The sequence below is a fragment of the Methanocorpusculum bavaricum DSM 4179 genome (assembly GCF_000430905.1).
Classification (GTDB): Archaea; Halobacteriota; Methanomicrobia; order Methanomicrobiales; family Methanocorpusculaceae; genus Methanocorpusculum; species Methanocorpusculum parvum.
Map to the genome: position 1 here is coordinate 219,190 of NZ_AUMX01000001.1, position 22,489 is coordinate 241,678.

General features: G+C 51.5%; 34 protein-coding genes and 1 tRNA gene. 4 read left to right on the forward strand and 31 right to left on the reverse strand.

The annotated features are described in order from the left end of the window. The first annotated feature begins 19 nt into the window (after window positions 1-19). A complete protein-coding gene (locus H575_RS01220) occupies window positions 20-619 on the forward strand; it encodes a flavodoxin family protein (RefSeq protein WP_042696668.1) in 600 nt (199 codons plus the stop codon). Beyond that, window positions 594-1,301: a DNA alkylation repair protein gene (locus H575_RS01225; protein ID WP_052319891.1), complete on the forward strand. Its 708-nt coding sequence runs from the start codon at window positions 594-596 to the stop codon at window positions 1,299-1,301. Before H575_RS01220 ends, H575_RS01225 begins: the two co-directional genes overlap by 26 nt. Window positions 1,302-1,303: 2 nt before the next feature. Here the strand turns inward: H575_RS01225 and uppS are convergent, their stop codons facing one another. The 8 genes from uppS to H575_RS01265 all read right to left on the reverse strand — a co-directional run bounded on the left by uppS (window position 1,304) and on the right by H575_RS01265 (window position 8,557). Beyond that, window positions 1,304-2,062, reverse strand: a complete 759-nt coding sequence (gene uppS, locus H575_RS01230; protein WP_042696670.1) for a polyprenyl diphosphate synthase — start codon at window positions 2,060-2,062, stop codon at window positions 1,304-1,306. Then, a complete protein-coding gene (locus H575_RS01235; protein WP_042696673.1) occupies window positions 2,059-3,063 on the reverse strand; it encodes a radical SAM protein in 1,005 nt (334 codons plus the stop codon). Before H575_RS01235 ends, uppS begins: the two co-directional genes overlap by 4 nt. A 2-nt stretch (window positions 3,064-3,065) precedes the next feature. Then, window positions 3,066-4,583, reverse strand: coding sequence for a lysine--tRNA ligase (gene lysS / locus H575_RS01240; RefSeq protein WP_042696675.1), 1,518 nt, complete (start codon window positions 4,581-4,583; stop codon window positions 3,066-3,068). 130 nt (window positions 4,584-4,713) lie between these two features. Continuing rightward, entirely contained in the window at window positions 4,714-5,535 is an 822-nt protein-coding gene (locus H575_RS01245; protein ID WP_081406605.1) for a DUF4013 domain-containing protein, read from the reverse strand. 49 nt (window positions 5,536-5,584) lie between these two features. Continuing rightward, on the reverse strand, window positions 5,585-6,292 hold the full coding sequence (locus tag H575_RS01250) for a pentapeptide repeat-containing protein (protein ID WP_052319892.1): 708 nt from the start codon (window positions 6,290-6,292) through the stop codon (window positions 5,585-5,587). Next, complete coding sequence (locus H575_RS08825) at window positions 6,289-7,311, reverse strand: AI-2E family transporter (RefSeq protein ID WP_052319893.1); 1,023 nt, start codon at window positions 7,309-7,311, stop codon at window positions 6,289-6,291. Before H575_RS08825 ends, H575_RS01250 begins: the two co-directional genes overlap by 4 nt. 65 nt (window positions 7,312-7,376) lie before the next feature. Continuing rightward, complete coding sequence (locus H575_RS01260; RefSeq protein ID WP_042696678.1) at window positions 7,377-7,877, reverse strand: rubrerythrin family protein; 501 nt, start codon at window positions 7,875-7,877, stop codon at window positions 7,377-7,379. Between the two features lie 179 nt (window positions 7,878-8,056). After that, window positions 8,057-8,557 carry a rubrerythrin family protein gene (locus tag H575_RS01265; RefSeq protein WP_042696680.1) on the reverse strand — a complete coding sequence of 167 codons (501 nt, stop codon included), beginning with the start codon at window positions 8,555-8,557 and terminating at the stop codon, window positions 8,057-8,059. Window positions 8,558-8,651: 94 nt separating this feature from the next. Here H575_RS01265 and H575_RS01270 point away from each other — a divergent pair, with 94 nt between their 5' ends. Beyond that, window positions 8,652-9,311 (forward strand): JAB domain-containing protein, encoded by a 660-nt coding sequence (locus H575_RS01270; protein ID WP_042696681.1) that lies wholly within the window; start codon window positions 8,652-8,654, stop codon window positions 9,309-9,311. A gap of 8 nt (window positions 9,312-9,319) precedes the next feature. On the opposite strand, the gene H575_RS01275 is transcribed toward H575_RS01270, so the two are convergent. Together H575_RS01275 and H575_RS01280 are read right to left on the reverse strand one after the other, a co-directional pair. Then, entirely contained in the window at window positions 9,320-10,039 is a 720-nt protein-coding gene (locus H575_RS01275) for a thymidylate synthase (protein WP_042696683.1), read from the reverse strand. A 65-nt stretch (window positions 10,040-10,104) separates the two neighbouring features. Next, a tRNA-Gln gene (locus tag H575_RS01280) sits at window positions 10,105-10,177 on the reverse strand. A 96-nt stretch (window positions 10,178-10,273) separates the two neighbouring features. Here H575_RS01280 and H575_RS01285 point away from each other — a divergent pair. Continuing rightward, window positions 10,274-11,050 (forward strand): DUF1614 domain-containing protein, encoded by a 777-nt coding sequence (locus tag H575_RS01285; RefSeq protein ID WP_042696685.1) that lies wholly within the window; start codon window positions 10,274-10,276, stop codon window positions 11,048-11,050. A 498-nt stretch (window positions 11,051-11,548) separates the two neighbouring features. Here H575_RS01285 and cmk read toward each other — a convergent pair whose 3' ends face one another. From cmk to H575_RS01390, 21 genes are all read right to left on the reverse strand, one after another. After that, window positions 11,549-12,082: a (d)CMP kinase gene (gene cmk / locus H575_RS01290; RefSeq protein ID WP_042696686.1), complete on the reverse strand. Its 534-nt coding sequence runs from the start codon at window positions 12,080-12,082 to the stop codon at window positions 11,549-11,551. Further along, on the reverse strand, window positions 12,083-12,685 hold the full coding sequence (locus H575_RS01295; RefSeq protein ID WP_245241094.1) for a DUF106 domain-containing protein: 603 nt from the start codon (window positions 12,683-12,685) through the stop codon (window positions 12,083-12,085). Window positions 12,686-12,724: 39 nt separating this feature from the next. Further along, on the reverse strand, window positions 12,725-13,297 hold the full coding sequence (locus H575_RS01300) for an adenylate kinase (protein WP_042696690.1): 573 nt from the start codon (window positions 13,295-13,297) through the stop codon (window positions 12,725-12,727). Between the two features lie 156 nt (window positions 13,298-13,453). Then, window positions 13,454-14,893 carry a preprotein translocase subunit SecY gene (secY, locus tag H575_RS01305; protein WP_042696692.1) on the reverse strand — a complete coding sequence of 480 codons (1,440 nt, stop codon included), beginning with the start codon at window positions 14,891-14,893 and terminating at the stop codon, window positions 13,454-13,456. A gap of 18 nt (window positions 14,894-14,911) precedes the next feature. Next, on the reverse strand, window positions 14,912-15,337 hold the full coding sequence (locus H575_RS01310; protein WP_042696694.1) for an uL15m family ribosomal protein: 426 nt from the start codon (window positions 15,335-15,337) through the stop codon (window positions 14,912-14,914). A 5-nt stretch (window positions 15,338-15,342) separates the two neighbouring features. After that, window positions 15,343-15,804, reverse strand: a complete 462-nt coding sequence (locus H575_RS01315) for a 50S ribosomal protein L30 (protein WP_042696696.1) — start codon at window positions 15,802-15,804, stop codon at window positions 15,343-15,345. Beyond that, entirely contained in the window at window positions 15,804-16,421 is a 618-nt protein-coding gene (locus H575_RS01320) for a 30S ribosomal protein S5 (RefSeq protein ID WP_042696698.1), read from the reverse strand. The genes H575_RS01315 and H575_RS01320 overlap by 1 nt, the downstream gene beginning before the upstream one ends. 1 nt (window position 16,422) lies before the next feature. After that, window positions 16,423-16,947: a 50S ribosomal protein L18 gene (locus H575_RS01325; protein WP_042696700.1), complete on the reverse strand. Its 525-nt coding sequence runs from the start codon at window positions 16,945-16,947 to the stop codon at window positions 16,423-16,425. Window positions 16,948-16,950: 3 nt separating this feature from the next. Continuing rightward, window positions 16,951-17,403, reverse strand: a complete 453-nt coding sequence (locus H575_RS01330; RefSeq protein WP_042696701.1) for a 50S ribosomal protein L19e — start codon at window positions 17,401-17,403, stop codon at window positions 16,951-16,953. Further along, window positions 17,396-17,830, reverse strand: coding sequence for a 50S ribosomal protein L32e (locus H575_RS01335; RefSeq protein WP_042696703.1), 435 nt, complete (start codon window positions 17,828-17,830; stop codon window positions 17,396-17,398). The genes H575_RS01330 and H575_RS01335 overlap by 8 nt, the downstream gene beginning before the upstream one ends. Before the next feature lies 1 nt (window position 17,831). After that, a complete protein-coding gene (gene rpl6p, locus H575_RS01340) occupies window positions 17,832-18,356 on the reverse strand; it encodes a 50S ribosomal protein L6 (protein WP_042696705.1) in 525 nt (174 codons plus the stop codon). Window positions 18,357-18,368: 12 nt separating this feature from the next. Further along, window positions 18,369-18,761: a 30S ribosomal protein S8 gene (locus tag H575_RS01345; RefSeq protein WP_042696707.1), complete on the reverse strand. Its 393-nt coding sequence runs from the start codon at window positions 18,759-18,761 to the stop codon at window positions 18,369-18,371. Between the two features lie 13 nt (window positions 18,762-18,774). After that, window positions 18,775-18,945 (reverse strand): 30S ribosomal protein S14, encoded by a 171-nt coding sequence (locus H575_RS01350; protein ID WP_011832473.1) that lies wholly within the window; start codon window positions 18,943-18,945, stop codon window positions 18,775-18,777. A gap of 1 nt (window position 18,946) precedes the next feature. Beyond that, a complete protein-coding gene (locus H575_RS01355) occupies window positions 18,947-19,462 on the reverse strand; it encodes a 50S ribosomal protein L5 (protein WP_042696710.1) in 516 nt (171 codons plus the stop codon). Next, window positions 19,459-20,178, reverse strand: a complete 720-nt coding sequence (locus tag H575_RS01360; RefSeq protein ID WP_042696711.1) for a 30S ribosomal protein S4e — start codon at window positions 20,176-20,178, stop codon at window positions 19,459-19,461. The genes H575_RS01355 and H575_RS01360 overlap by 4 nt, the downstream gene beginning before the upstream one ends. Beyond that, a complete protein-coding gene (gene rplX / locus H575_RS01365; RefSeq protein WP_042696712.1) occupies window positions 20,178-20,543 on the reverse strand; it encodes a 50S ribosomal protein L24 in 366 nt (121 codons plus the stop codon). The genes H575_RS01360 and rplX overlap by 1 nt, the downstream gene beginning before the upstream one ends. Before the next feature lie 9 nt (window positions 20,544-20,552). Beyond that, a complete protein-coding gene (locus H575_RS01370; RefSeq protein ID WP_042696713.1) occupies window positions 20,553-20,951 on the reverse strand; it encodes a 50S ribosomal protein L14 in 399 nt (132 codons plus the stop codon). Further along, window positions 20,948-21,274 carry a 30S ribosomal protein S17 gene (locus H575_RS01375; RefSeq protein WP_042696715.1) on the reverse strand — a complete coding sequence of 109 codons (327 nt, stop codon included), beginning with the start codon at window positions 21,272-21,274 and terminating at the stop codon, window positions 20,948-20,950. The genes H575_RS01370 and H575_RS01375 overlap by 4 nt, the downstream gene beginning before the upstream one ends. Window positions 21,275-21,293: 19 nt before the next feature. Further along, window positions 21,294-21,581, reverse strand: a complete 288-nt coding sequence (locus H575_RS01380) for a ribonuclease P protein component 1 (protein ID WP_042696716.1) — start codon at window positions 21,579-21,581, stop codon at window positions 21,294-21,296. A 9-nt stretch (window positions 21,582-21,590) separates the two neighbouring features. Next, window positions 21,591-21,791 carry a 50S ribosomal protein L29 gene (rpmC, locus tag H575_RS01385; protein ID WP_011832467.1) on the reverse strand — a complete coding sequence of 67 codons (201 nt, stop codon included), beginning with the start codon at window positions 21,789-21,791 and terminating at the stop codon, window positions 21,591-21,593. A 2-nt stretch (window positions 21,792-21,793) separates the two neighbouring features. Next, window positions 21,794-22,489: a 30S ribosomal protein S3 gene (locus H575_RS01390; RefSeq protein WP_042696718.1), complete on the reverse strand. Its 696-nt coding sequence runs from the start codon at window positions 22,487-22,489 to the stop codon at window positions 21,794-21,796.

Below are 22,489 nucleotides of genomic sequence, written 5' to 3' on the forward strand. Positions count from 1 at the left end.
CACGCCATATCCTTCAGCAATGAAGAAAAAGATCGTGGCCTTGTTCGGCAGCAATGTTTTCGGCGGAAACACCGACAAACTGTTAAACGAAGCGATCCGCGGCGCAGAAGAGGCCGGGTGCAGTGTTGAGAGAGTGGATGTCGTCCAGGCGAATATTTCGGGATGCAGACAGATCTATCACTGTATGGAAAAAGAGACCTGTGTCATCCGGGATGAAGCAGAGAAGTATTTTACTCTGCTTAAAGAGGCCGACGGGATCATTATCGCAACGCCTGTCATGACCTACGGGATACCGGGTCATCTGAAATCCTTCATGGACCGGTGTCAGCCGTTTTATATGGCGAAATATCACCGGAAAAACTCATTCATCACTCCTGAACACGCAAAGATCCGGAAAACTCTCTTCATCTGCATCTCCGGGATGAACACGCCGGATGTGTTCATCGGACCGGTGCTGACCGCGAAGGCATTCTGTCAGATTATCGACGCCGGATACGTCGATGAACTCCTGCAAAACGATATGGACACGATAAAAGATATTACCACAAAACCGGAAGTGCTGAAAGCGGCATACGAAAAAGGGAGAACCTTAGGTGAAGCAGTCACGAAAGCACGCTGAGAGATTCGATATAAAATCAGAACTCATACGGCTTGCAGACCCGAAATACCGCAGTTTTTCAAGCGGACTCATTCCGGGAGCGGACAACATTATCGGGGTTCGGATCCCGGATCTCCGGGACCTTGCAAAGAAAATCGCCGCGGGAGACTGGAAAGGATATCTCAAAGAGGCAGCTGATGACTCATTCGAAGAGATCATGCTCCAGGGACTTGTTATCGGGTATGCAAAGGCAGACCCCGGAGAGATCACCGCTGCCCTTACGTATTTTATTCCGAAGATAGACAACTGGTCGGTCTGTGATTCGGTCGTGATGGGACTCAAGATCACGAAAAAACATCAGGAGACGTTCTGGAAGTTTATCCAGCCGTATCTTGACTCGGACCGGGAGTTTTTCGTTCGGTTCGGGATCGTGATGCTGCTCTCTTATTACGTGGATGAAAAATATATCTCAGCAGTACTGAAACGGCTGGATACGATCTCACACGACGGATATTATGTAAAAATGGCGGCCGCATGGGCGGTTTCCGTCTGTTATGTGAAGTTTCCGGAGATCACGCATGCGTATCTGGAGAACTGTTCGCTGGATGACGGAACCTATAACAAATCGATCCAGAAGATATGTGAATCCTACCGGGCGGATGAAGAGGCAAAAAATATTCTCAGAGGAATGAAGAGAAAATAAAATCAGGCTTTCATCCGCTGATCGTATGTCCGAAGGGCACGGACCATATCCACGTACCGGAACTCCGGCCAGGGGGGCACACAGAAACAGACGGCCGCTTCATTTCCGTTCGCCAGCCACGGGAGGAAGTTTGAGGTCCGTTTGTCGTTCGCCGTTCTGATGATCAGATCGACGGGCGGCATCTCCACTTCCGGATACATCCTTTCCGTCACGCAGTCCGGCGTGATCTCAGCCGGAGAAAGCTCACCGGCACGGACCTTCGCAACGATCGACTTCGTTGTCTCCAGGATCTCGTTTCGGCCGCCGTAAGCGATGGCAAAATGCAGATAATAGCGGTGATGATCCTTCGTCGCCTCCTCGACATCCCGGATCTTCTCCATGAGCCGGTCATTGATAAGTGACCGGTTGCCGATGACCGTGATGTTCACCTGCTTGTCATAGATCCGCTGATCCAGGATCATCTCGGAGAACTTTTCGATAAAAAGTTCCAGCAGTTCATTCACCTCTTCGGGCGAACGCTTGAAGTTCTCTGTGGAAAAAGCGTAAAATGTGGTGTGGATCACCCCAAGCTCCTCCATCCAGTCGAAAACTTTCATCGTGGTCTCGGCCCCGGCCCGGTGACCGAACGCCGGGTCTTTTCCGCGGGCCTTTGCAAACCTCCGGTTTCCGTCCTGAATGATCGCTACATGGGTCGGGACATAGGTCAGCTGCCGGATAAGCCTGTGAACATACAGGTTCTCTGCAAAAGACCGGAGACTCACTGGGGGATCACCTCAACGATCATCCCGTTGTTTGGATACCGCTCGATGATTTTGCGCTCGCCGCCGAACTTGCGGGGGATCTTTCGCATCTGCTGCCAGTCGAGTTCGATCGTCCCGTCCTCCATCTCCTCATAATAACTTCCGGCACGAAGATACGGGATGATCATCTCGAGATCCCCGTTCACTTCCATAGAGCCGTACATCACGGTTCCGTCCTCAGTGATCATATCAAACGGCCGGGCAGAGTTCATCGCGATACGCTTGAGCCGTTCCCTGAGCTGGACGGAATCCTTGAACGTGGACGTGCAGTAATGGACTTTCGGGTGGCCGTTGATCTCACCGGCCCATTTGGTCGAACCTTTGATCGCATTGCAGAGAGGATTTTCCGTTTCGAGTTTTCTCTCACGCATATTGTCTGCGCAGGCATCCCCCCATTCAAGCTGGTTGATGTTGAAAAAGTCAACTGAGTCGAGCAGCGGAAAGAAATGCCGGAGACCCGGCAGGGAAGGCACCTCGAACCCTACCAGAAATCCCATCTTCTTCGCATCGGCGATCGACTGAACGTATGGCGAGGTCAGGATATCCTTCCAGATCTCGTGAGGAGGATGCATTCTGATCTCATCGACACAGCCGACGAGGGCAGCGAGCTCCTCTTCGGTCGGCGCCCGGCCGGTGTACATATGGATCTGGTGATCTTTGCCGAAGTGTTTTTTCAGCGCTGAGCAGAACTCAACGACACGTTCGATCTCCATCAGAGGTTCCCCTCCCGTGACACCGGTCCCGAGAGCGTCCATCATTTCTCCTTCGGCGATCGCTTCTTCCGGGGTCGTGATCTTCTGATCGTTTGCATAGATCACGTCGAGATCCTTGCGCTCTTCCGAAAGAGGGCAGTACCAGCAGGTCCTATCACATCTTCCGGTGATGAAAAGAACCAGCTTTGCCCCGATGTAGCAGAGTCTGCAGCCGTCGGAGAGGTTTTTTGGGAGTTTGTCCTTCGCCATGTTTACAACGACATCTCAAGAAGACGTTTCATCGTCTCTTCACGGCCAAGCGCTTCCAGGAACCAACCGAGACGCGGACCTCTGTCAGCGCCGAGGAAAGCCCGGTAGATGCCGGTAAAGACATCCTTTCCGGTAACGCCGGCAGCCTCTGCCGCATCATAGACGGCATTGTGGAGAACATCGGCTTTCCACTCGGCGCCGATGATCAGTTTTGCATATGCAGCGACGGCTGCTTTGACCTCGGTCCGTTCGCCGGCAGCGATTTCCGGCAGGGATTCGGCAAGGGCGAACTTGGCGTCTTCGGGAGCATACCGTTCAAGCCAGACCTTGGCACGGCTTGCCTGATCGAGAACGGCCTCTTTGTCGACGATCTCATATCCGCTGCGTCTGAGGATATCGAAAACGGCATCATCGGTCCGTGCGATCTGAACGACCGTCACCATATGACGGAACGGGATCGTTGTCTGGGGAGAGGCGATCCTGGAGAGTTCGAACTCGCGGGACTCGCCGGCAGCGGCTGCCTTGTCATACTCGTCGATCAATCGGAGTAAGCCCATTCCCGGATCAAAAGCGATGGTCTTGTCGGGTTTGGTTTTGGCGATCAAGTAGCGGAGCACTTCGGGGGCCACGATGTCGAGCATATCACGGATCGTTAAGACGACGCCTTTTGAGGAGTGCATCTCGCCTTTTCCTTTCAGGCTGATCCATTCATATGTCACCGGGACCGGGGCATTGTAGCCGTAGATCTCTTTCGTGATGATCTTTCCGGTGTCGTAGGATCCTCCGGGTGAGGCGTGGTCTTTTCCAAACGGCTCGACCGTTACGCCGTGTACGGACCAGCGCATCGGCCAGTCGACACGCCATACGAGTTTTCCTTCGCCTTTCGAGTAGTCGGAGACGCCTTCGTGCCCGCAGGGACATTTGTAGGTGACGGTATGGTTTTCGATATCGTGGGAGAGGATCGCCGCACGGGAAATCGTGCCGCAGGATGAACAGATCGGATAATACGGGGTCCAGCCTTCTTCGAGTTTTCTGCCGGAGACGTCTTCAAGGATCTTTTTGATATCTTCAGCATGGATGAGAGCCTGCTTAATCTGCTCGGTGAACATTCCCGAGCGGTAGGCTTCACTTGTCCGGATGATACGGGGGTGGATGTCGAGCTCTTCGATCGCCGAGAGGAAGGGGTCGAGGAAATGCTCTGCATAGCTTTTGTGTTTTCCGCAGGGACACGGGATATCGCTGACAGGCCAGCCGATATACTTCTGATATTCGTCAGAAAGGAACGGGTAGACTTTTCTGAGCGGATCGAAGTCGTCGGCAATATAGACGAGTTCTGCCTCGACTCCCCGTGAGAGGAGGGCTTTGTAGATCATATCGCCCGTCATGACCTCCCGCATATTTCCCAGATGGATCGGACCTGACGGCGTGATACCGGTGGCGATCAGCTGGGGGACATCGGATGGAACCTGAGCTGCCTTTGCATCGGCCCAGTGGATCTTCTCATGTATTTTTTCTTCCATGTATTGGTACCTGCTATTAGATGTGTCTGTACGTATGTGTTTTCAAATCTGATAATACCTGATGTCCGGGAAGGGAAGATCAGTGTATGGCAAGCCCGCATTACGTCTGGAGATTAAAAAAAGAGGGGAGTTATTCGGCAGCTGCCGGTATAGCCGAATCATAGAGATTGGCAAAGAACCGGGCGGTGACGATCACGATAAACGGCATGGCTGCAACGAGCAGAACACTGCCGGCGAACGGGATGCAGAGAAGAACGAGTTCTGCGACGCTGACAATAAGACTGATGAGGATCATGTAGCCAAGATATCTGAGCCACCCGATCCTTGCGATGATGCTGAAAAGTTCCTTGAAATGGAACGCTGCGCCAAAACTCTCTTCCTTTGCGAATTTTATGACACCCATCATTCCAACCATCATCGAGATGATCAGAAGAATGGTCGGGATAATGATCGCAACGATGATCAGATAGGCCGGATTATCCATCGGACCAAGCATCGTTATCGTGGATACGACCGTGTAGGGGATCATGTAGATGAAGAGGATGATCAGTGCGAGGATACCCTCGATAAACATCTTGCCCCAGTTGTTCAGGGCAAGTTCTCCCCCGCGGTAGACCCTCATCATAAATCCGTAGATGAAGATGCTGGCAAAGATCGTGACGATCGTTCCAAGAATGAACAAAAAGACCGAGATCGAAGCGATTATGCCGAATGCCGGATCGGTCATCATCGGTCCGGTCATCATAGCAGGATCGGCCGCCGATGAGATCATCGGCGCGGCAACCATCATGAGACTTCCCATCAGGAAAATCATTCCGAGGATCAGCATGACAGTACCGGCAAACATCACCGCGTACAAAAGGATGAGGACAAACCAGCTGCCGAATGTTTTGAATGCAGTGTTTGCATACTCCATTGAATTCTGGAGGTTTTCGCTAAAACCCATTACCATAATACTAACGTATCAGTTGCTGGAACTATATATGGTTTCGCCGCCCGGTTTAAAACAAGGTGTTTACTTTGACGGATCCGGCGAGGTTTGCACCCCCAAGCTCGGCAAAACGCAGATCAGCGCCGGTAAGATCGGCTTTCCAGAGATCCGCCCCCTCAAGATGGGCGTGCGTGAGATCAGCTCCCGTAAAGTTCACATGCCTGAGATCGGCACCTTCCAGATGGGCGTAGGAGAGATGCACGCCCGAAAGATCCAGGCCCACAAACGAGGCCTCTTCCAGATACGCGCCAAAGACCCGGGTGTCATCCGGTTTGTTCGCGATCTCGTGTGCATACCACGCGTTCCAGGAGGGGACGCCGGCTTTCAGCCGTGCTACCTGGGCAGGATCGCATTTGATTTTTCCTGCCGAATCATAGACGGCAGCATCCGGGTTGGCGCCGTCGAGAACCGCCCGGGAAAGATAGGCACGCCAGAGATTTGCACCGGCAAGATTTGCATACGAGAGGTCGGCTGACTTCAGATAGGAGTAGGACAGGTCGGCATTTCTCAGATTCGCAAACCTGAGATCGGCACCTTCCAAAAACCAGTAGGCAAGATCCCCGCCTTCGAGATGGGCGCCGTATGCATCCGAACTTCTCAGATACATCGTCTCTTTCAGATGAACGGCATACCACGCGTTCCAGCGGGTGAAATCCTTTTCCCCGGAACATTCACGGAGCATTGCATACTGCTTTGCATCAAACTTGGGTTTTTTCATACTTCATCACCCGGCTTTTTCTTTCCCGCCTCTTTGATGAAGATCTCATACCCGGTGATCCCGAGGATCAGAAGGACCGGACCTAAAACGAATCCCAGAAGTCCCATTGCCATAGCCCCGCCGAAAAATCCGACGAACATCAGCATGGGTCTGATCTTCACCCGCTGGCCGGTGAGTTTGGGACGGATGATAAGATCGGTCAGGACGCAGGTCAGGAAGTAGCCAAGCGTCGCGGTCAGAAGAACGCCCCGGATATCGCCGAGACACAATGCATAGACGCCGACAAAGATGATCACCATCAGCGGACCTAAGACCGGGATCAGGGCAAACAGAGCGCACATCGTGGAAAAGAAGATCTCGTGACCGTAGCCGAGCACCAGGAAAAAGCCGTATGCTAAAAAAAATGTCAGAAATGCGATGAAGACATGGACGATATAGATCGAGAAGAGGATGTCCTTGGTCTTTTTTGCCATTAAAGAGACGTTTTCCCTCGAACTCTCCGGAACGATCCCGCAAAAATCAGCCCAAACCCGGTCGCCAAAGATGATCGAGAGATAGACCAGAGCGTAAAAGAGGATGATATCGATAATGAAGGCAGGGACCATCTGTGCCGCGCTCAGAGCAAAACTTGGAAACAGGGTGAGGATGACGGTTTTTACCTCCTCGACCACACGCAGGGAAAAATCGCTGCCGTCGGTCAGATGGAGAAGATTTGTCACGGAGGTGATGATGGTTTGGAAAATGGACATGAAATACTCAAAGTCAGAGCTGATGACCACAACGATGACCGCACAGACGCCGATGATAACCGTGAGAACGAGTGTTGTCAAAATCCCGGCAGAGAGACCTGCAGGGATTTTTTTGATCATCTTTCTATGCATCGGCATAATCACGACTGCCACGGACAATGCAAGGATAAAGAGGAAGATATAGTTCCACGAGACGGCAAGGATTGCCAGAAATATCAGAGCGATCAGTATCAGGCTGAAATGATCTCTTGCATACCGGGAAAGATTCATTATATGAATAGAGGCGGCAAAGGATAATAAATTCTGGGTTAAAAAAGAGAAAGGGTAAACCAGGTTTACTCAACTGCTTTGAATGAGGAGCCGGGGATGCCGCAGATCGGGCAGCGTTCAGGGGTCCGGTCGATCTCGATGTTCCCGCAGACCGGGCAGAGGTAGATGATCTCCGCATCAAAGTCTTTGCCTCCTTTTACTGCATCAGCTGCTTCCCGATAGAGAACGGCGTGTGCCGCCTCGGCTTTCATAGCATGCGTGAACGTGACAACTGCTTCCTGTCTATCCTCGTTTTCTGCGATCGTGATAAACTTTGGATAACTTTCATTGCTTGCACGAAGTTCAGCAATTATGCCGGCCTCGATATTTTCGGCCGTGGTGCCGAGGTATCCTCCGATACTGAGAAGACGGTGTGCATGGATCTCTTCCGCCGCTGAGGTTGCACGAAAGAGTTTTGCAACATGATCATATCCTTCGCCGGCCGCTATTTTGGCAAAGGAGTTATATTTGCGGTTTACGCGGGCTTCACCGGAAAACGCACTGAGAATACAGTCGTCTGTGTTCATAATATGATACTTTGTCCAGAAATTTGATAAAGATAATGGAGGGGAGACTTTTTTCAAAATGCAGATACCGCACGGTTTTCCAAAGAACAGCTGACAGCGTCTGAAAGATCCGGGATAGAGAATGATGGCGAAAAGGAGGCGAGATTCAGGGCAAAAAGAAAAAAAAGAGTAAATCAGATTTACTCGACTACTTTGAATGATGCGCCGGGAATGCCGCAGATCGGGCAGCGCTCGGAGGTCTTGTTGATCTCGATGTTTCCGCAGACCGGGCAGAGGTAGATGGTTTTCACATCAAAGTCTTTGCCTGCTTTCACTGCATCAAGTGCCTTCTGATAGAGAGCTGCGTGTGCCGCCTCGGCTTTCATAGCATGGGTGAAGGTGATGACCGCGTCCTGCCGGTCTTCCTTTTCTGCGATCGCAACAAACTCCGGGTACATCTCATTGGTCTCGTGAAGTTCGCCGATACGTCCTGCTTCGAGGTTGGCAACTGTGCTGCCGATATATCCGCCGACACGCAGAAGTCTGCGGGCATGGATCTCTTCCGCTGCCGAAGTTGCACGGAAAAGTTTGGCAACATGATCGTATCCTTCGTCGGCTGCTGCTTCAGAGTAGGATTTATACTTGCGGTTTGCCTGGGATTCGCCGGAAAATGCTGCGTCAATACAGTCCTGAGTGTTCATACAGTATTAATTGTTCAGAAAATCGGATAAAGATTTGGGAACAAGACATTCTGCGAAACAACTATCTATACTCTTTGCCAAAAGAGAAGTAGATATGAGTCTGAAGAACACCGCAGATATCGATAAACCCCGCGAAAAACTGATCGCCAAGGGGCCGGCGAGCCTTGAACTGGAAGAACTCGTCGCAGCGATCATCGGAAGGGGGATACCCGGCTGTGACGCAGTCCAGATCGGAAAAAAGGTCGCAAAGATCCTGATGTCCAGGACCTATGAAACGATGGTTGACGATCTCTGCGAGGTGAACGGGATGGGAGAGGCGAAGGCCTGCCAGATCATAGCGGCCCTGGAACTCGCCCGACGGTTTCCTCCCCCGGTCCACCGGTTTGCGGTCATCCATAAAGCTGAGGATGTACTGCCGTTTGTTCACCAGTACCGGTATGACACGCAGGAAAACGTTGTTTCTGTTACATTGTCGGGCGCTCACGAGGTACTGAAGGTCAGACTCATTACCAAAGGTCTTCTCAATGAATCACAGATCCATCCCCGGGAGGTTTTTGCCGGAGCGATCATGGATCGGGCGGCAGCGATGATCCTGGTGCATAATCATCCGTCCGGGAACCTCCATCCAAGCAGGCAGGATCTGAAGATCACCAAGGATATGCAGGCCGCGGGAGAACTTCTCGGGATCAAACTGCTCGATCATCTGATCGTAGGACCCAAAGAAGGGTTCTGGAGCATTATGGACGAAGAGTAAAAAAAAGGTCAGCGTTTTGCTTTTTGGCAAACGCCGCATGCACGGCAGACCTCGACACGCGGGGTGAACTGTGCGCCTTTTTCGCAGAACGGCGGGATATCGGCGGCATCTCTTTTATAATATACATGAGGGACGAGTGATATATGCGTGTATGTCCCGACACCGACACCGATTTTTTCCGCGATGTACTCCTGGAGTTTTGCGAGAGCAAACATATTGGAACCGGCGGCAGACAGCATATCGTTGCTCCGGAAAACGATCTTCATATGGAGGTTTCCTTCTCTGACGATGCACTGAACCAGCTGAAGGCAGGGACAGTCGGCAAGTTTTGCATCGACCGGGGGACACCAGGTCACAGCGACGGCACGGCGGGAAACCGGGCTTTGCCGGAGTTTATCGATAATATAGCGGATCTGATCCTGATGGATCTCGCCGTTCTGCATAAGACCGCAGCCCCAGTCGAAAAGCCGTCCGTGATAATCATACTCAAACACCGAATCCGACCCCTCAATCAGATTTTTGGCATACTCATCCAGAAATGCTTCCTTGAATCGGGAGGAGGCTGAGACCATCGGAGAGGCAAGCGGGGTGTCCACACTGATGCAGATCTCATCGGTCTCGACGGTTTCCTCGCCGTTCTCGGTGGTCAGCAGAGAACCTTTTTCCAGGATATAACGGATAACAAGTTCATGGGCCCGTGCAAGATTCGGTGCACGAATAAGTTTCATGTAATAGAGTAGGACCTTGAGATAGATAGAGGTTGCCGGTCATACTGAAACGATGAAAAAACAAGTAGCCCGTAGCAGATTCGAACTGCTGTCGAGGGATCCAGAGTCCCCCATGATTGACCACTACACTAACGGGCTAAATTACCTTAATGAATATGACATCACAGAATATTAAGATAGCGATTGGTGGGCGACCAGATAGCATTTATATCAGCCCCCACAAACAAAATACCAGTGTCAAGAGTATTCTTCAGCCCGATTTCGATCTGGGTTCTGCTGGCCCTGATCCTGGTGGTCGTACTAGGTCTGCCTCTGCTGTTTTTCGGACTGATCGGAGCAGCCCTCGGCAATCTCGGGTTTGGGTTCTGGATGATCGTGCTTTTGATCATCGCGATCATTGTCGGGAGTTTTATCAATATCCCTCTGGGAACGCTGAAGCCGCGCGACCGGAAACCAAAAGAGGAGCCTGCCAAAAGAAAACCGTCAGGACAGTATGCTCCGTCGATGTATGATAAGATGTATCGGACCGACCGGTTCGAGCCCGAACCATACACAGGCGATGCGGAACGTTCCAGCACCCGTATCTTCATCAATCTCGGCGGGGCGGTGATCCCGATCCTGATCTCTCTCTATATCATCCTGCTGGGAGCATCCGGCAGTATCTCATCAGACCCCTGGTATCCGGCGAAGATGATCGCCGCCCTCGCGATCACGACGGTCTGTGTGTATCTGGCGGCAAAACCTGTACGGGGGATCGGGATCGCGACGCCGTTTTTTGTCGGACCGGCGGTGACGCTTGCAGCGGCTTTGATCCTTGGCGGCGGTTTTGGTCTTCCGGCGGCAGGGATCGCCTATGTGGCGGGAACGCTTGGAACCCTGATCGGCGCTGATCTCCTGCATCTTAAGGATGTTTCGGATAAGGGAGCAACGATGCTTTCGATCGGCGGAGCGGGAACGTTTGACGGCATCTTCCTTACAGGGATCATCACCGCGCTGATCGCATCGTTCTAAGTTGAGATGGAGCTCTCATTCTTTTTTTGATAGGAGTTATGCGGCGTTGATCCAATTTGGGAAGTATTAGATCATGGTCATACTCCCAAACCACTTCCCTTCAAAATACATCTCATACCCCCCAATCCCTTCCGTTCTGACTATTCAACGAAAGATTCGCTAAGCAGAACGCTAACGTGAGCCTTGAACATAAGATATTTCCACCGCGGGCCGACTCGCAAGGCAAAGCCTTGCTCAGCTAAGATCGCCGGCTATGCCGTCGATCCGCCTTCGCGCCGGAGTCGCGTCCCCGCACCCCTTAATCAGAAAAAAGGAAAGAGACGGGAGAGTATATTTGCCAACTGTCAAATTCAGGTTATTACGTCTTCTGCGTAAAATTTCCAGGCAGTTCCGCATTTATCACCGGCCACGAACAAAAACAGATGTCGATGTGCCGGCAAAAGGGAAACATCAGGATCTGTAAACTGAATACTCGCAAAAATAGGGAGTGAAGAAGAGTTAAGCGCGTTTCAGGATCGAAGAAACAGCAGTGTCGACGACAGCAAACAACTCATCTGCACTGAATGTTTCCGAATTCAGTATCAGATCATATGGCGAGAAGTCGAGGATATCGATCTCATAATACTCCATATACCGTCCTGCCTCGCAGGCCTCGCGCTCGACGGTCAGTTCATATGCCTGTTCTTCAGTAAGACCTTCGCGTGCCGCGATACGGGTCGAACGGCATTCGGGCGTGGCCCGGAGAAGGACTTTAAGATCAGCGTTCTCGACCATCCAGCCTGCAAGCCGGCCTTCGAGGATTATATCATCCGATGACTCGCCGATCTCCTTTTGTCTGGCATCGATCTCGAGATCGATCGCAGGATCGTTCTCAGCGATTTTGCCAAATGCCGCAATATCCATGTTCCGTTCTTTTGCAAGACCCCGGAACACTTCTCCTGCTGAAACATAGCGGTATCCGTACTTCTCTGCGATCGAACGGCCGAGGGTTGTCGTACCTGATCCGGGTGATCCGCTGATCGTGATCCTCACTTAGATTCCCCCGATGTTCAGGGCTTTTCTGATGATCTGAGACATGGCTAAGGAACAGAGCATATACCAGAGGATCCACAGCGGGAAGAAGCCGAGATAGACTACAAAGTAGGTGGAAAGTCCGGCGAACGGGATAACGATCGCGGTCGAGAGACTTGGATCGGCAAGCATCTGCGCTTCTGTCGGGATGTGTTCGATCAGCCAGAAGAAGATCGGGACCGTCAAAACCAGGATGTAGGCCATCGGTTTGAACTGGTTTTTGGACATCTCCATCTGATCGGCCATCATGGCCTGCTGGCGTGCCTGCATCTTTTTGATGAGTTTTTCATCGCCGGAGAGCTGGGCTTCCCGGAACTTCGCCTGGAACTCCTTCATTTTTGCCTGATTCTCATACATCTTGTCGTAATCCATGGTGTATTTCTGAATCAGGGAGGAGTAAAAACCCGTGATGGTGGCGAGAATCAGAACAAGGGCAAAGAACGGCAGACCAAGTGCCGCAAACGGACCTACAACGATGTTCACAACACCTGCGATAACCTGACGGGCTTCCTGCCAGCCGTAGAGGAGCATCATGCCAAAAACTACAGCAAGGGCTATATACATACTGTATTTCTTGCTGAACTCGGCTCTGTCCATGACCAGTTACCTCAGTGTTGCTGCAAGTTCATCGACTGCCTTGTCTAAAAGGAAGTCTGCATTGGTGATGATCTTGACGGTGCAGCCGGTGAGCATTGAGTATGCAGCGGCGAAGGCACGGTTCATTTCCTGGTGTTCGGCGATGGACTTTGAACCTTCCAGATCGCGGACACGGGTTTCGTCAGAGAGTCTGCGGCCGAGGATCTGGTCGTTGTCGGTCTCAACGAGAACGATGACATCGGGCATGATCGCCGAGACGACCCACTCGGGAAGACCGGCAAGATACCCGTTCGGGGTCTTGACGGATGCGTGGGTGTCGACGATGACGTTTCCGTCGATGGCGGCGATCTTTTCAGCAGCGGTCTTCTGCAGACGTTTCTGAGAGATCCGGTCGAGTTTTCGCATCTGATCGCGGTCGGCGACGAGACCTTCGGCCTGGGCAACTTCAAACATGAAACTGCCGAAGTTGAGGTTCTGGTATTTGACACCCTCAGCGGTGATTTTGTCAAATGCGGAGTTGATGACGGTGGTTTTTCCAACGCCTGGAACTCCGGTGATGATTACTTTTTTGCCTGACATGGATATTCTCTTCCTTTGGAGATAGTATCTTTAAGGTTGGGTTTTGATGCTAATAAAGGTATTTTCACGTTACCCGAGATGAAAAGAAAATCTCAGGATGAAATGAGTCAAGCAATCAGAAATAGGAAAAATAAGAGATATTTTTGGGATTTTGGTTTATTCTCTGTCGAAGAAGCCCCGCATAAACGGATACATCTCCATCATCTGCTCATTAGCGATCTGTTCATACAGACGGTAAATGATCGAGACAGTCAGCAACAGACCGGTTCCGCCGACAAAGCCGATGATACCAAGCATGTTCGCAAGAACAGACAGAAGACCGATGAACACTCCTCCGATAACAGTTACACGGGGAATGTATCTGTCCAGATAGCGTTCAAGAACGGCCGGAGACCTCCGGTAGCCGGGGATCTGCATACCTGAGTTCTGGATCTGCCGTGCGACATGCTTCGAATCGAGACCTGCCGTCTTGACCCAGAAGATTGCAAAGAGGGCACCTCCAAGAATCATCACAGTACAGTCGATACCCACACGGATAATGACCTCCCATGCGGCATGACCGGTTCCTGTGAACGAAGAGAGCCACCACATCCAGTCCTGCGGCTGATTGATCGGAGCGAGGAACCACATCAGGCCGTTAATCGGGGTTGAACCATTATACTCGCCAAGTGCAGTAAATCCAATACTCGAAAGGAACATACCGACCATCTGCACATTTGCCTGCAGCACACGGACAAGAATCATCGGCAGAACACTTGCATAGACAAGTTTTACCGGGAATCTCGATCTGGCGCCGCGGACATTTGCATGAGCGAGCGGTATCTCAATACGGGTCGATTCAACGTATACGATCACGAAGAACAGTCCCACAGTTGTTACGAGAGCCAGGAGCTGAAGACCAAAGTATTCGATAAAGTTTGAACCATCAGCGATGACCTGGAACAGTCTCGGGAAGAAACCTACAGCGAACTGATCGGTCGTTGCTTCCCAATTGAAGAATCCGTTGATAAGACCCTGGGCGACTCCTGCGACGATAAAAAGGCCGACACCGGAACCGATACCCCATTTGGAGACGACCTCATCCATAAACATGACGAGAACTCCTCCAATACAGATCTGCAGGAAGATCAAAAGCATCACAAATCCGGCATTCCCGCCGAAAAATGCTGAAACAGATGCATCAGCAGTCATCCATCCGCCCAGCACATTCGGCAGAGCTTCCAGAATGATCATGACGAAGATAAGCAGCTTCTGCAGACCCATGTAGAGTACCTGGCCGCGCTGATCTGAGGTGTTGATTTTGATCAGATCAGCACCGCGGAGTAACTGCAAAACGATTGACGCGGTAACGATCGGTCCGATACCAAGATGCAGGATAGTACCTTGTGCACCAGCTAAAAGGGCACGGTAATACTCAAAAACATCGATTGATGTGGCGGAAAGACCAAACACCGGAATGTTCGTTAAAATAAAATACAGCAGCAACACCGCAGCCGTCCACATCAGTTTGTTTTTGAAGTGAACGTGGCCTTCCGGTGGCTTAACTGACGGCATACGAGCCAACAGTGGTTCCATTCGATCCAACAGTTCTCCCATGAGTTATACACCAAAAAATTATTCAGAGGTCTGGGCAGTTCCGCCCATGGCCTCAATTTTCGCAACAGCACTGGCCGAGAAGTTTTCAGCAGTGACGGCAAGTTTACGCGTAACCTTGCCTCCGCCGAGAACCTTCTCCACACCAATCTGTGCGGCGTCGAGAGTAATAACATCTCCACTTTCGGTTGCAATTCCACGGGCAACAAGATCAGGAATCATCTGATCGATGTCGCCAATATCAAGAACCTCATATGTTACAGATATCTTACTGACAAATCCGTGTTTTCCCTCGGTCTTCCCGAGAAGATACCAGCGGGTAAAGTTGTGGTCACGCCATCCGGCTGCTCCACGACCTCCGCGGTTACCTGCACCACGGCGGTTTTTGTGCGTACCTCCACCACATGTGCGGGTTCCCCGGAACTTTGAACGCTTGTTTACTGGCATGCTTATTACCTCATTTTGATCAGAAGATCATTGATCTCCGTACCGTAATAACCAAGGGCGCCGCCCTGGGTATACGTGCGTTTCGTGGTCTTGTATCCCTTTCTTGGCGGGTGCATACGAAGCACCGGCTTCAGTTCGGGGACATCTTTCATACGGATCTCACCGTTGACAAGAGCAGCGGCGAAATCTGCAATGCTTCCAAAGGAGGTTGCAGTTTTCACATACTCTTCGGTGAGCGGTTTGTTACCCGTAAGTCTTCCACGGGTGGTGAGGATAGTTGCCAGTGTGGCAGCGTCAACTTCACCGAAGGCAATGAAATCCTTTGCTTTCCGGATCATACCGAGGTACTCGGGGGTCTCAGGCACAAGAACACAGTGGTTGATGTGGTGAAGACGGAGCATCTTCAGGGTTTCCTTGATGTCACGGCGGGTATTGACCACACCGCGAACCTGAACGACAGCATACATTATTTGCGCCCTCCGATACGAATCATATTCGATTCACGAAGTGCATTGAAGGTTGCCTTTGCATAGTTCAGGGTAGTTCTGGTGTTTCCACTAGTGTAAACCCAGACATCCTGGATTCCTGCAAGGGTAAGTACTTTCTTACCAACATCACCAGTCACAAGACCGATTCCTTTCGGAGCGGGTTTGAGAGTGACGGTGACAGAGCCGGCTTTACCGGTGACCTGCATTGGTACAGAGTGTTTCATACCGCAGCCGCATTCCCATGAACCGCATCCGCGGCGGACTTTGACCATGTTCAGTTTTGCATTTGTGATTGCTTTCTTGATTGCAGTTCCGACCTGGACATCTCTGCCCTGACCAAAACCGACGTAACCATTCTTGTTGCCGATGACGACCACAGCTCTGAACTTAATACGACGTCCGGAGTCAGTCATACGCTGCATCATATCGATACAGAGGACTTCGTCAACAAGATCGGGAAGCATTGCGTCAACAATACCTGCCTCTTTGATGGGCTGTCCGCTTGCAAGGATCTCATCGAAGCTTGCAAATTCGCCTGCCATGACTTTTTTGCCAAGACCGGTTACTGGAACCCATACTTCCTGCTCGTAAGCCATATTACTCCAGCTCCTTCATAATTGCGTCTTTAGTTGCCTCGACATTTTCAACGAGGTCACCAAAGCGCTCATCGTATTCAGCGATGTGGGCGCCGTTGCAGCGGTCATCGTCCGGAAGGATCGATTCTCCTACCGGGACATCGAAACCTGCTTCAACTGCACCTTTGATTGCAGCAAACACGCGTGCACCGGTCGATGCGACCTGCAGACCGAGATCTGCGATTCCGCCTTCGTAACCGGCTTTCTGGGCACGAACTGCAAACAGCATACCGGTGAGATATGCGGCAGGGGTGTTTCCGAGGTATCCTTTGTATCCGTAGTTTACCAGGTCACGGCTGTTGACGTGAACGAGGGTGTAGTCGCCGTCCATCTGGGCTGCGATGAGCTGGATGATGATGTGGCGGTTTGTTTTACGGACAACCATACGGTTTCTACCAGAAACGATTAAACGCTGGCGCTGGTAGTAATCAGTTCTGCCTTCACGGCGTCTTCTGAACTGAACGAAATATCTTCCATTAATTGCCATTGTTTACTCCCTCCTGGAGGTTACGAGCTCAACCTGTGTTTTCATGTGAGCGACGTTACGGAACTGACCGCCTGCTGCACGACGGTAAAGTCTGCGGTATTCGGTCGGTGTGATGGATCCTGCTTCGCGCTGAGCACGGAGTTCTTTACGCTGGGCACGGATCTTTTTGATCCACTGGGTCTTGGACGGAGTTCTGGCGCCTTTTGCACCGCTCCGGCGTCCCGGACCTTTTCCGTGTCCGTAGGAACGTTTGACCATACGGGCCCGGACGCGTCCGCGGGAGATGCCTTTCTTCTGGTGGGAAGAGATCGCACCCTCATCAATGAGATTGCGGATATCCTCACGGGACATTGCATTCTGGATTTCTGAGAGTTTTTCCGGGTTGAACCATACACGGTTTTCACCGCAGTCAAGAACGGATGCAGCGATTCTGCGCTGGGATGCGAGATCACTCATCTGCTTTCACCTCTTCTGCAGGTTTTGCAGCCGGTGTAACGGCAACTTTTGCTTCCTTCGGGTTCAGGATCTTGATACCGAGTTCAGCTGCTTTGTTCTGGATAACGCTGCGTTTTGCACCGCCGACAGTTGCGCCGATGCGTACTGCGGTGGTTGCCGGATCGATGGTGCTGAGCTCAGCCGGAGTAAAGACGAGAGCTTCGCGGTATCCGCTTGGATGGAATCCGCGGACTGCTTTCGGTGCTCCGAAACCTGCTTCCGGGTGTGCACCCTTTGCACGGTAATCCTTACGCTGTTTGCTGTGGAGACCTCTTGGTCTTCTCCAGCTGTCTGCCAGTTTTACTTTAGCCTGAAGGCACTGGCGTGCAAAGCGGGATGACTTCTTAGCTCCACGAGCCTGGATAAGTTTCTTGATTTCACTCGCCATGTTAGTTGCCTCTGCTGGTAATGTAAATGCCGTCCTGGAACACACGCGGGTCACGGTTTCTGACCTTGCATGCCTGTTCGACATTTGCTGCGGTGTTGCCGATCGTCTCACGGTTGATACCGGTTAAGATCAGTTCATCGCCCTGGACTTTGACTTTGACACCTTCTACGATGTTTGCATACCGTGCCTGCTTCTCACCAAGGAAGTTGCCGATCTCGAGTTTGTCGCCGGCAACCTTGACCTGGATCGGGAAGTGGTTGTACACAATTTTCATATGGTATTCGTAGCCTTCGGATACGCCTTTGCTCATGACACCAAGGTGTGCTTTGTAGGTTCCGAGCAGTGCATACACACTGCGTCTTGCGGAAGTACTTACAAGCGTGACCGAACCGTCTGCGATAGTGATACTGATCGCAGGGTGGTACATTGTGCGGGTAAGTTCGCCTTTGGATCCCTTTACGGTAACGAAATCACCGGTTTTGGTGATCGTTACGCCTTCCGGGATTTCGAAAATCAATTCTGCCATTGTTTTCACTCCTCAGAAGACGTATCCTAAAAGCTCGCCGCCGATGCCGAGCTTACGTGCCTGTTCGTGGGACATTACACCCTTGGAAGTGGTCAGGATCATAATTCCAAAGCCCTTTCCCGGAAGGTATCTGATTTCCCAGGACTCGAGGTCCTCAACTTTCACCGAGAAACGCGGCGTGATTACACCGCATTTGTTGATGCCGCCGGAGAGAGCAATCTGGAATTGACCGCCTCTTCCGTCGTCGATCTTCTCAAAGCCGGTGATGTAGCCATATTCCTGCATGACCTTAAGCATGTCACCAAAGAGGCGGCTTGCCGGTTCAACGGTCACTGCAAGTTTACCAGTGTCACCGGCATTCTTGATAGCGCTCATTGCGTCTGCGATAGGATTCTGTTTTGTCATTCTCCTTCACCTCTTAGTTCATCTTCTTAAAGCCCATGGTGGGTGCCCATTCGCGGAAGCACTGACGGCAGAAGTAAATGTTGTATCTGCGCACAAGTCCCTGCTTACGTCCGCAAAGCTGGCACTGGTTTGCACCGCGGCCATACTTTTTCTGCTGGACTTTGCCGTTGTCTTTTGCTGCCATGTTACTCCACCTCAATGCCGAAGGTCTCAGTAACGAACTTCATGGACTCTTCACGAGACATCCGAAGTTTGCTGTTGAGTTTCTTCTGCTGGATTTTTCTGCGTGCGGTTCTGGTTCCTTTCTTTTCGATGACAGCGATGATATCCATACCGTAGATACCGATCTTCGGGTCATATGCCTGGCCCGGGAAGTCGGTGTGTTCTTCGATACCGAAACCAAAGTTGCCGGTCACATCAAACTGACGGGTGTGGAGAACATTTTCCACAGCGTAGGTTTTGAGGGCCATCTCGAGGAAGTCCATTGCCTTCTTGCCGCGAAGAGTGGCTTTGCATCCGATCGGCTGTCCTTTGCGGATACCAAATGCCGGAAGCGTATTTCTGGCATAGGAACGAATCGGTTTTGCACCTTTCGTCAGATCGGCCATGATATTCTCGGCATTGACGAGACGCTCACCTGCTTCGCCGACGCCCATGTGGACGACGACTTTTGCAACGAACGGGGTCTGCATATCACTCATGCGTCAACACCCCAGGTTTTCAGGAAGGACTCGGTGGTTCCGATCATGTAGACATAGTCTTCAATGGTCTCAAATTTGTCGCCGTTGGCATCTTCAATGACAACACGGTTCGGCAGTGAGGAGTCCTGAGTAAGGATTTCCGCAAGCTTTCCGGTCTTCATGGTGTGCTGTCCGCCGATGATTACGACCATGTTGCCGACTGCATACGGGAAGTGCTGCTGAACGGCGAAACGGTCGTCGCCGGTGATGCCGATGACGAGTGAGTCTTTGCCTTTGCAGGTGTCTTCACCGATGAAGTTTGCACCGCTGGTTAAGTTGATCTGTGTCTTGCCGCCTTTGATGGTGGTTTTGCTGGCAACTTTAACGAGCTGGATCTTTGCTGCATCCGCGGAGATCTCATATTCATTGTGGCGTCCCTTCTCGTCGACAAGGATCATGTAGTGCTTGTCGATTTTCGGGAAGCTGATGATGTCAAAGACGTCGATTCCGATGTGTTCATCGGTTACGATGTGGCCATTCAGGACAACCTGACGGTCGTGCAGAATCTTTCTGACTTCTTTGGTGTTTAATGCAAACTGCATGTGGTCGCGGAGCCAGACGCCGATCGGAAGAGCCGAGCCGTCGTGCGGACCGCTTGAGGTGCTGACGACATACTTGCTTTCTTTTCTGGCGATCTGCCATGCATCCGGTGCAGTCATTCTCTTGGTTCGGGTCATTATGCCTTCACCTCAAGACGTGCAACACGCTTTGCATCTTTGGTGTTGAGTTTGGTGATCATTATCTTGGACGGATCGAGTGGTCTTGGGACATCTTCGCCGTTGGCTTTCTTGACAGAAACTCCGTGAACAAGGACCTTGGTGTTTTTGACGTCTACGCCGTCAACAACGCCTTCGATTCCTTTGAATTCACCACGAAGTACTTTGACAGTATCGCCGGTAACAACACGGAAACTGCGCTTTCCATACTTTTCGCGAAGATCGCTTGCGAGAGGTGAGTGTAAGAATGCACCACGAATGTGAATCGGAGCATTATACCGGAACTTCCGCTGCTTTCTTGGCTGAGTGCTTGAAATACGTGCCATGTTTTCACCTTAGATAATGATGGTTGCCATTGATCCTACCTTGGGGAAACGTTCGGCAACTTCACGGGCAACCGGGCCTTTAATGTCGGTTCCGCGCGGATCGCCGTTTTCGTTCAGAAGGATCATTGCGTTCTCTTCGAAGGAGACTCTGAGGCCGTTCGGGCGACGGAATTCCTTCTTCTGACGGACAACGACTGCTCTCACGAGCTTTCTTTTCATGTCCGGAGTTCCTTTCTTGACCGTGACGGTCGCAAGGTCTCCAAGTCCCATCTTGGGCTGCCGGTTTTTGACACCGTGGTAACCGAAGACGGAAACAATCTGTACAACACGGGCGCCCGTGTTGTCTGCACAAACCATCTTTGAGCCGGTCTGAAGTGCGCGCGGAATTTTGGACGTTAAGCCTCTCATTCCTTAGTCACCTCGACAACTACATAGGAGGTCGTTTTGTTCAGTGGTCTGCACTCTGCAATCTTTACCTCGTCGCCGATTTTGGCGTCAAGGCATGGAGCCATGTGTGCGTGGATTCTGGAACTGCGTTTCTCATATCTGTCATATTTCTGGACTTTATGAAGAAAGTTCCTCTCCACGACAACAGTTCCCTGCATTCGTTCGCTTACGACCTTACCGGTAATCACCTGGCCGCGCACCGGTAAGCTGCCGTGAAACGGACAATTTACATCGTCACAATCCTTTTCCGGGACTGCGACATTTAAGCCGATATTTTTTGCCATATTAACCCTCATGTCTCGCTCATACCTTGCGATATGGGCTTACGCGCATACTTACGCGCCGCGTTGGAGAAACAGACAAAGCATTGCCGTCTATTATCACCTGAACACTGTCCGGGAGGGTCACCCGGAGTAACTTACGTTGTTTCTCCAAGCACTTAATGCCATTCCCTGTGTGGATCCGAAGAGTGTTTCTGGTCTCATCGACGATGACACCGGATAGCCCTTCTTCAACCATGTTCGGTGAAGACTCCACAGATACAAAAAGACCGATGAGTTCGTGTCTGAGTATATTCTGCGGAGTGATCATAGACGAGACTTATGCCTGACGTTTGGTCTGTTCAGTCTTGATACGTGCGATAGTTCTGCGAACTTCCCGGATCTTTCCGGGGTTTTCCGGTGCACCACCGGCGCTGACTTTTCCATAGTTCTGAATCAGTTCGATCTTGAGTTTCTGCTCATTCTCGACTAATTCAGCATCGGAAAACTGGGCGACTTCTTTTGCTCTGAAGATAGCCATGTTCAGACCTCCTCAACAAATTCAGGTTCGGGTTCGGCTGCAAGTTCTGCATCGAACTCTTCAAAGATATCGGTCTCAACAACACGTGCCGGAGCAGGAGCTGCATCGGCACGGATCTCAAACTGATCAGGAAGTTTTGCTCCCGGGGGAACGATCTTGACCTGGACACCGATGATACCGAGCTTCTTGATAGCAGTTGCGTAGCCTTTCTCAACGATCGACTCTGAAGGTTCACCGGAGTGTTTGATGTAGCCTTCGACGAACTTCTGGACACGTGCACGGGCACCGGTCAGTTTTCCTGCGATGATGACTTCACAGCCAAGAGCGCCTGAGTCCATGACACGGCGGATTACGGAGGTGCCGGCCTTTCGGAAGTACCATCCGCGTTCAAGTGCGTTTGCAAGGCGTTCTGCCATGATCTGCGCGTTGAGGTTCGGGTTTGCGACCTGCTGGACCTCGACCTGGGGCGACTCGATGCCGTAGACAGTGTTGAGGTCAGAGGTCAGCTGGCGAACCAGTTTACCGCCTTTACCGATAACGATACCGGGCTTCTCTGCAAAGATCGTGACCTGGGTGCCGACAGGGGTCCGGACGATGTCCATACCTCCGTAGCCTGCACGTTTGAGTTCCTTGTTAAGGTACTGCTCGACTCTGACTTTGCGGACACCGTCTGCAACGAATTTCTTTTCGATTGTCAT

Coding starts and splice junctions, on each gene's coding strand:
- H575_RS01245 (WP_081406605.1), bottom strand. CDS start 5,535: ATGGTAATGGGTTTTAGCGAAAACCTCCAGAATTCAATGGAGTATGCA.
- rpl6p (WP_042696705.1), bottom strand. CDS start 18,356: ATGGCAGAATTGATTTTCGAAATCCCGGAAGGCGTAACGATCACCAAA.
- H575_RS01310 (WP_042696694.1), bottom strand. CDS start 15,337: ATGCCAGTAAACAAGCGTTCAAAGTTCCGGGGAACCCGCACATGTGGT.
- H575_RS01390 (WP_042696718.1), bottom strand. CDS start 22,489: ATGACAATCGAAAAGAAATTCGTTGCAGACGGTGTCCGCAAAGTCAGA.
- rpmC (WP_011832467.1), bottom strand. CDS start 21,791: ATGGCTATCTTCAGAGCAAAAGAAGTCGCCCAGTTTTCCGATGCTGAA.
- H575_RS01275 (WP_042696683.1), bottom strand. CDS start 10,039: ATGAAACTTATTCGTGCACCGAATCTTGCACGGGCCCATGAACTTGTT.
- H575_RS01350 (WP_011832473.1), bottom strand. CDS start 18,945: ATGGCAGCAAAAGACAACGGCAAAGTCCAGCAGAAAAAGTATGGCCGC.
- H575_RS01345 (WP_042696707.1), bottom strand. CDS start 18,761: ATGACAAAACAGAATCCTATCGCAGACGCAATGAGCGCTATCAAGAAT.
- H575_RS01220 (WP_042696668.1), top strand. CDS start 20: ATGAAGAAAAAGATCGTGGCCTTGTTCGGCAGCAATGTTTTCGGCGGA.
- H575_RS01260 (WP_042696678.1), bottom strand. CDS start 7,877: ATGAACACAGACGACTGTATTCTCAGTGCGTTTTCCGGTGAAGCCCGC.
- H575_RS01375 (WP_042696715.1), bottom strand. CDS start 21,274: ATGGCAAAAAATATCGGCTTAAATGTCGCAGTCCCGGAAAAGGATTGT.
- H575_RS01355 (WP_042696710.1), bottom strand. CDS start 19,462: ATGAGTGATATGCAGACCCCGTTCGTTGCAAAAGTCGTCGTCCACATG.
- H575_RS01320 (WP_042696698.1), bottom strand. CDS start 16,421: ATGGCTTACGAGCAGGAAGTATGGGTTCCAGTAACCGGTCTTGGCAAA.
- H575_RS01380 (WP_042696716.1), bottom strand. CDS start 21,581: ATGATCACTCCGCAGAATATACTCAGACACGAACTCATCGGTCTTTTT.
- H575_RS01265 (WP_042696680.1), bottom strand. CDS start 8,557: ATGAACACTCAGGACTGTATTGACGCAGCATTTTCCGGCGAATCCCAG.
- rplX (WP_042696712.1), bottom strand. CDS start 20,543: ATGGCACGTATTTCAAGCACTCAGCCAAGAAAGCAGCGGAAGTTCCGG.
- H575_RS01295 (WP_245241094.1), bottom strand. CDS start 12,685: ATGTATATAGCCCTTGCTGTAGTTTTTGGCATGATGCTCCTCTACGGC.
- H575_RS01360 (WP_042696711.1), bottom strand. CDS start 20,178: ATGACCCGAACCAAGAGAATGACTGCACCGGATGCATGGCAGATCGCC.
- H575_RS01370 (WP_042696713.1), bottom strand. CDS start 20,951: ATGAGAGGCTTAACGTCCAAAATTCCGCGCGCACTTCAGACCGGCTCA.
- H575_RS01325 (WP_042696700.1), bottom strand. CDS start 16,947: ATGGCAATTAATGGAAGATATTTCGTTCAGTTCAGAAGACGCCGTGAA.
- H575_RS01270 (WP_042696681.1), top strand. CDS start 8,652: ATGAGTCTGAAGAACACCGCAGATATCGATAAACCCCGCGAAAAACTG.
- H575_RS01330 (WP_042696701.1), bottom strand. CDS start 17,403: ATGAGTGATCTCGCATCCCAGCGCAGAATCGCTGCATCCGTTCTTGAC.
- H575_RS01300 (WP_042696690.1), bottom strand. CDS start 13,297: ATGTCAGGCAAAAAAGTAATCATCACCGGAGTTCCAGGCGTTGGAAAA.
- lysS (WP_042696675.1), bottom strand. CDS start 4,583: ATGGAAGAAAAAATACATGAGAAGATCCACTGGGCCGATGCAAAGGCA.
- H575_RS01335 (WP_042696703.1), bottom strand. CDS start 17,830: ATGGCGAGTGAAATCAAGAAACTTATCCAGGCTCGTGGAGCTAAGAAG.
- H575_RS01315 (WP_042696696.1), bottom strand. CDS start 15,804: ATGTATGCTGTCGTTCAGGTTCGCGGTGTGGTCAATACCCGCCGTGAC.
- secY (WP_042696692.1), bottom strand. CDS start 14,893: ATGGGAGAACTGTTGGATCGAATGGAACCACTGTTGGCTCGTATGCCG.
- H575_RS01235 (WP_042696673.1), bottom strand. CDS start 3,063: ATGGCGAAGGACAAACTCCCAAAAAACCTCTCCGACGGCTGCAGACTC.
- H575_RS01250 (WP_052319892.1), bottom strand. CDS start 6,292: ATGAAAAAACCCAAGTTTGATGCAAAGCAGTATGCAATGCTCCGTGAA.
- H575_RS08825 (WP_052319893.1), bottom strand. CDS start 7,311: ATGAATCTTTCCCGGTATGCAAGAGATCATTTCAGCCTGATACTGATC.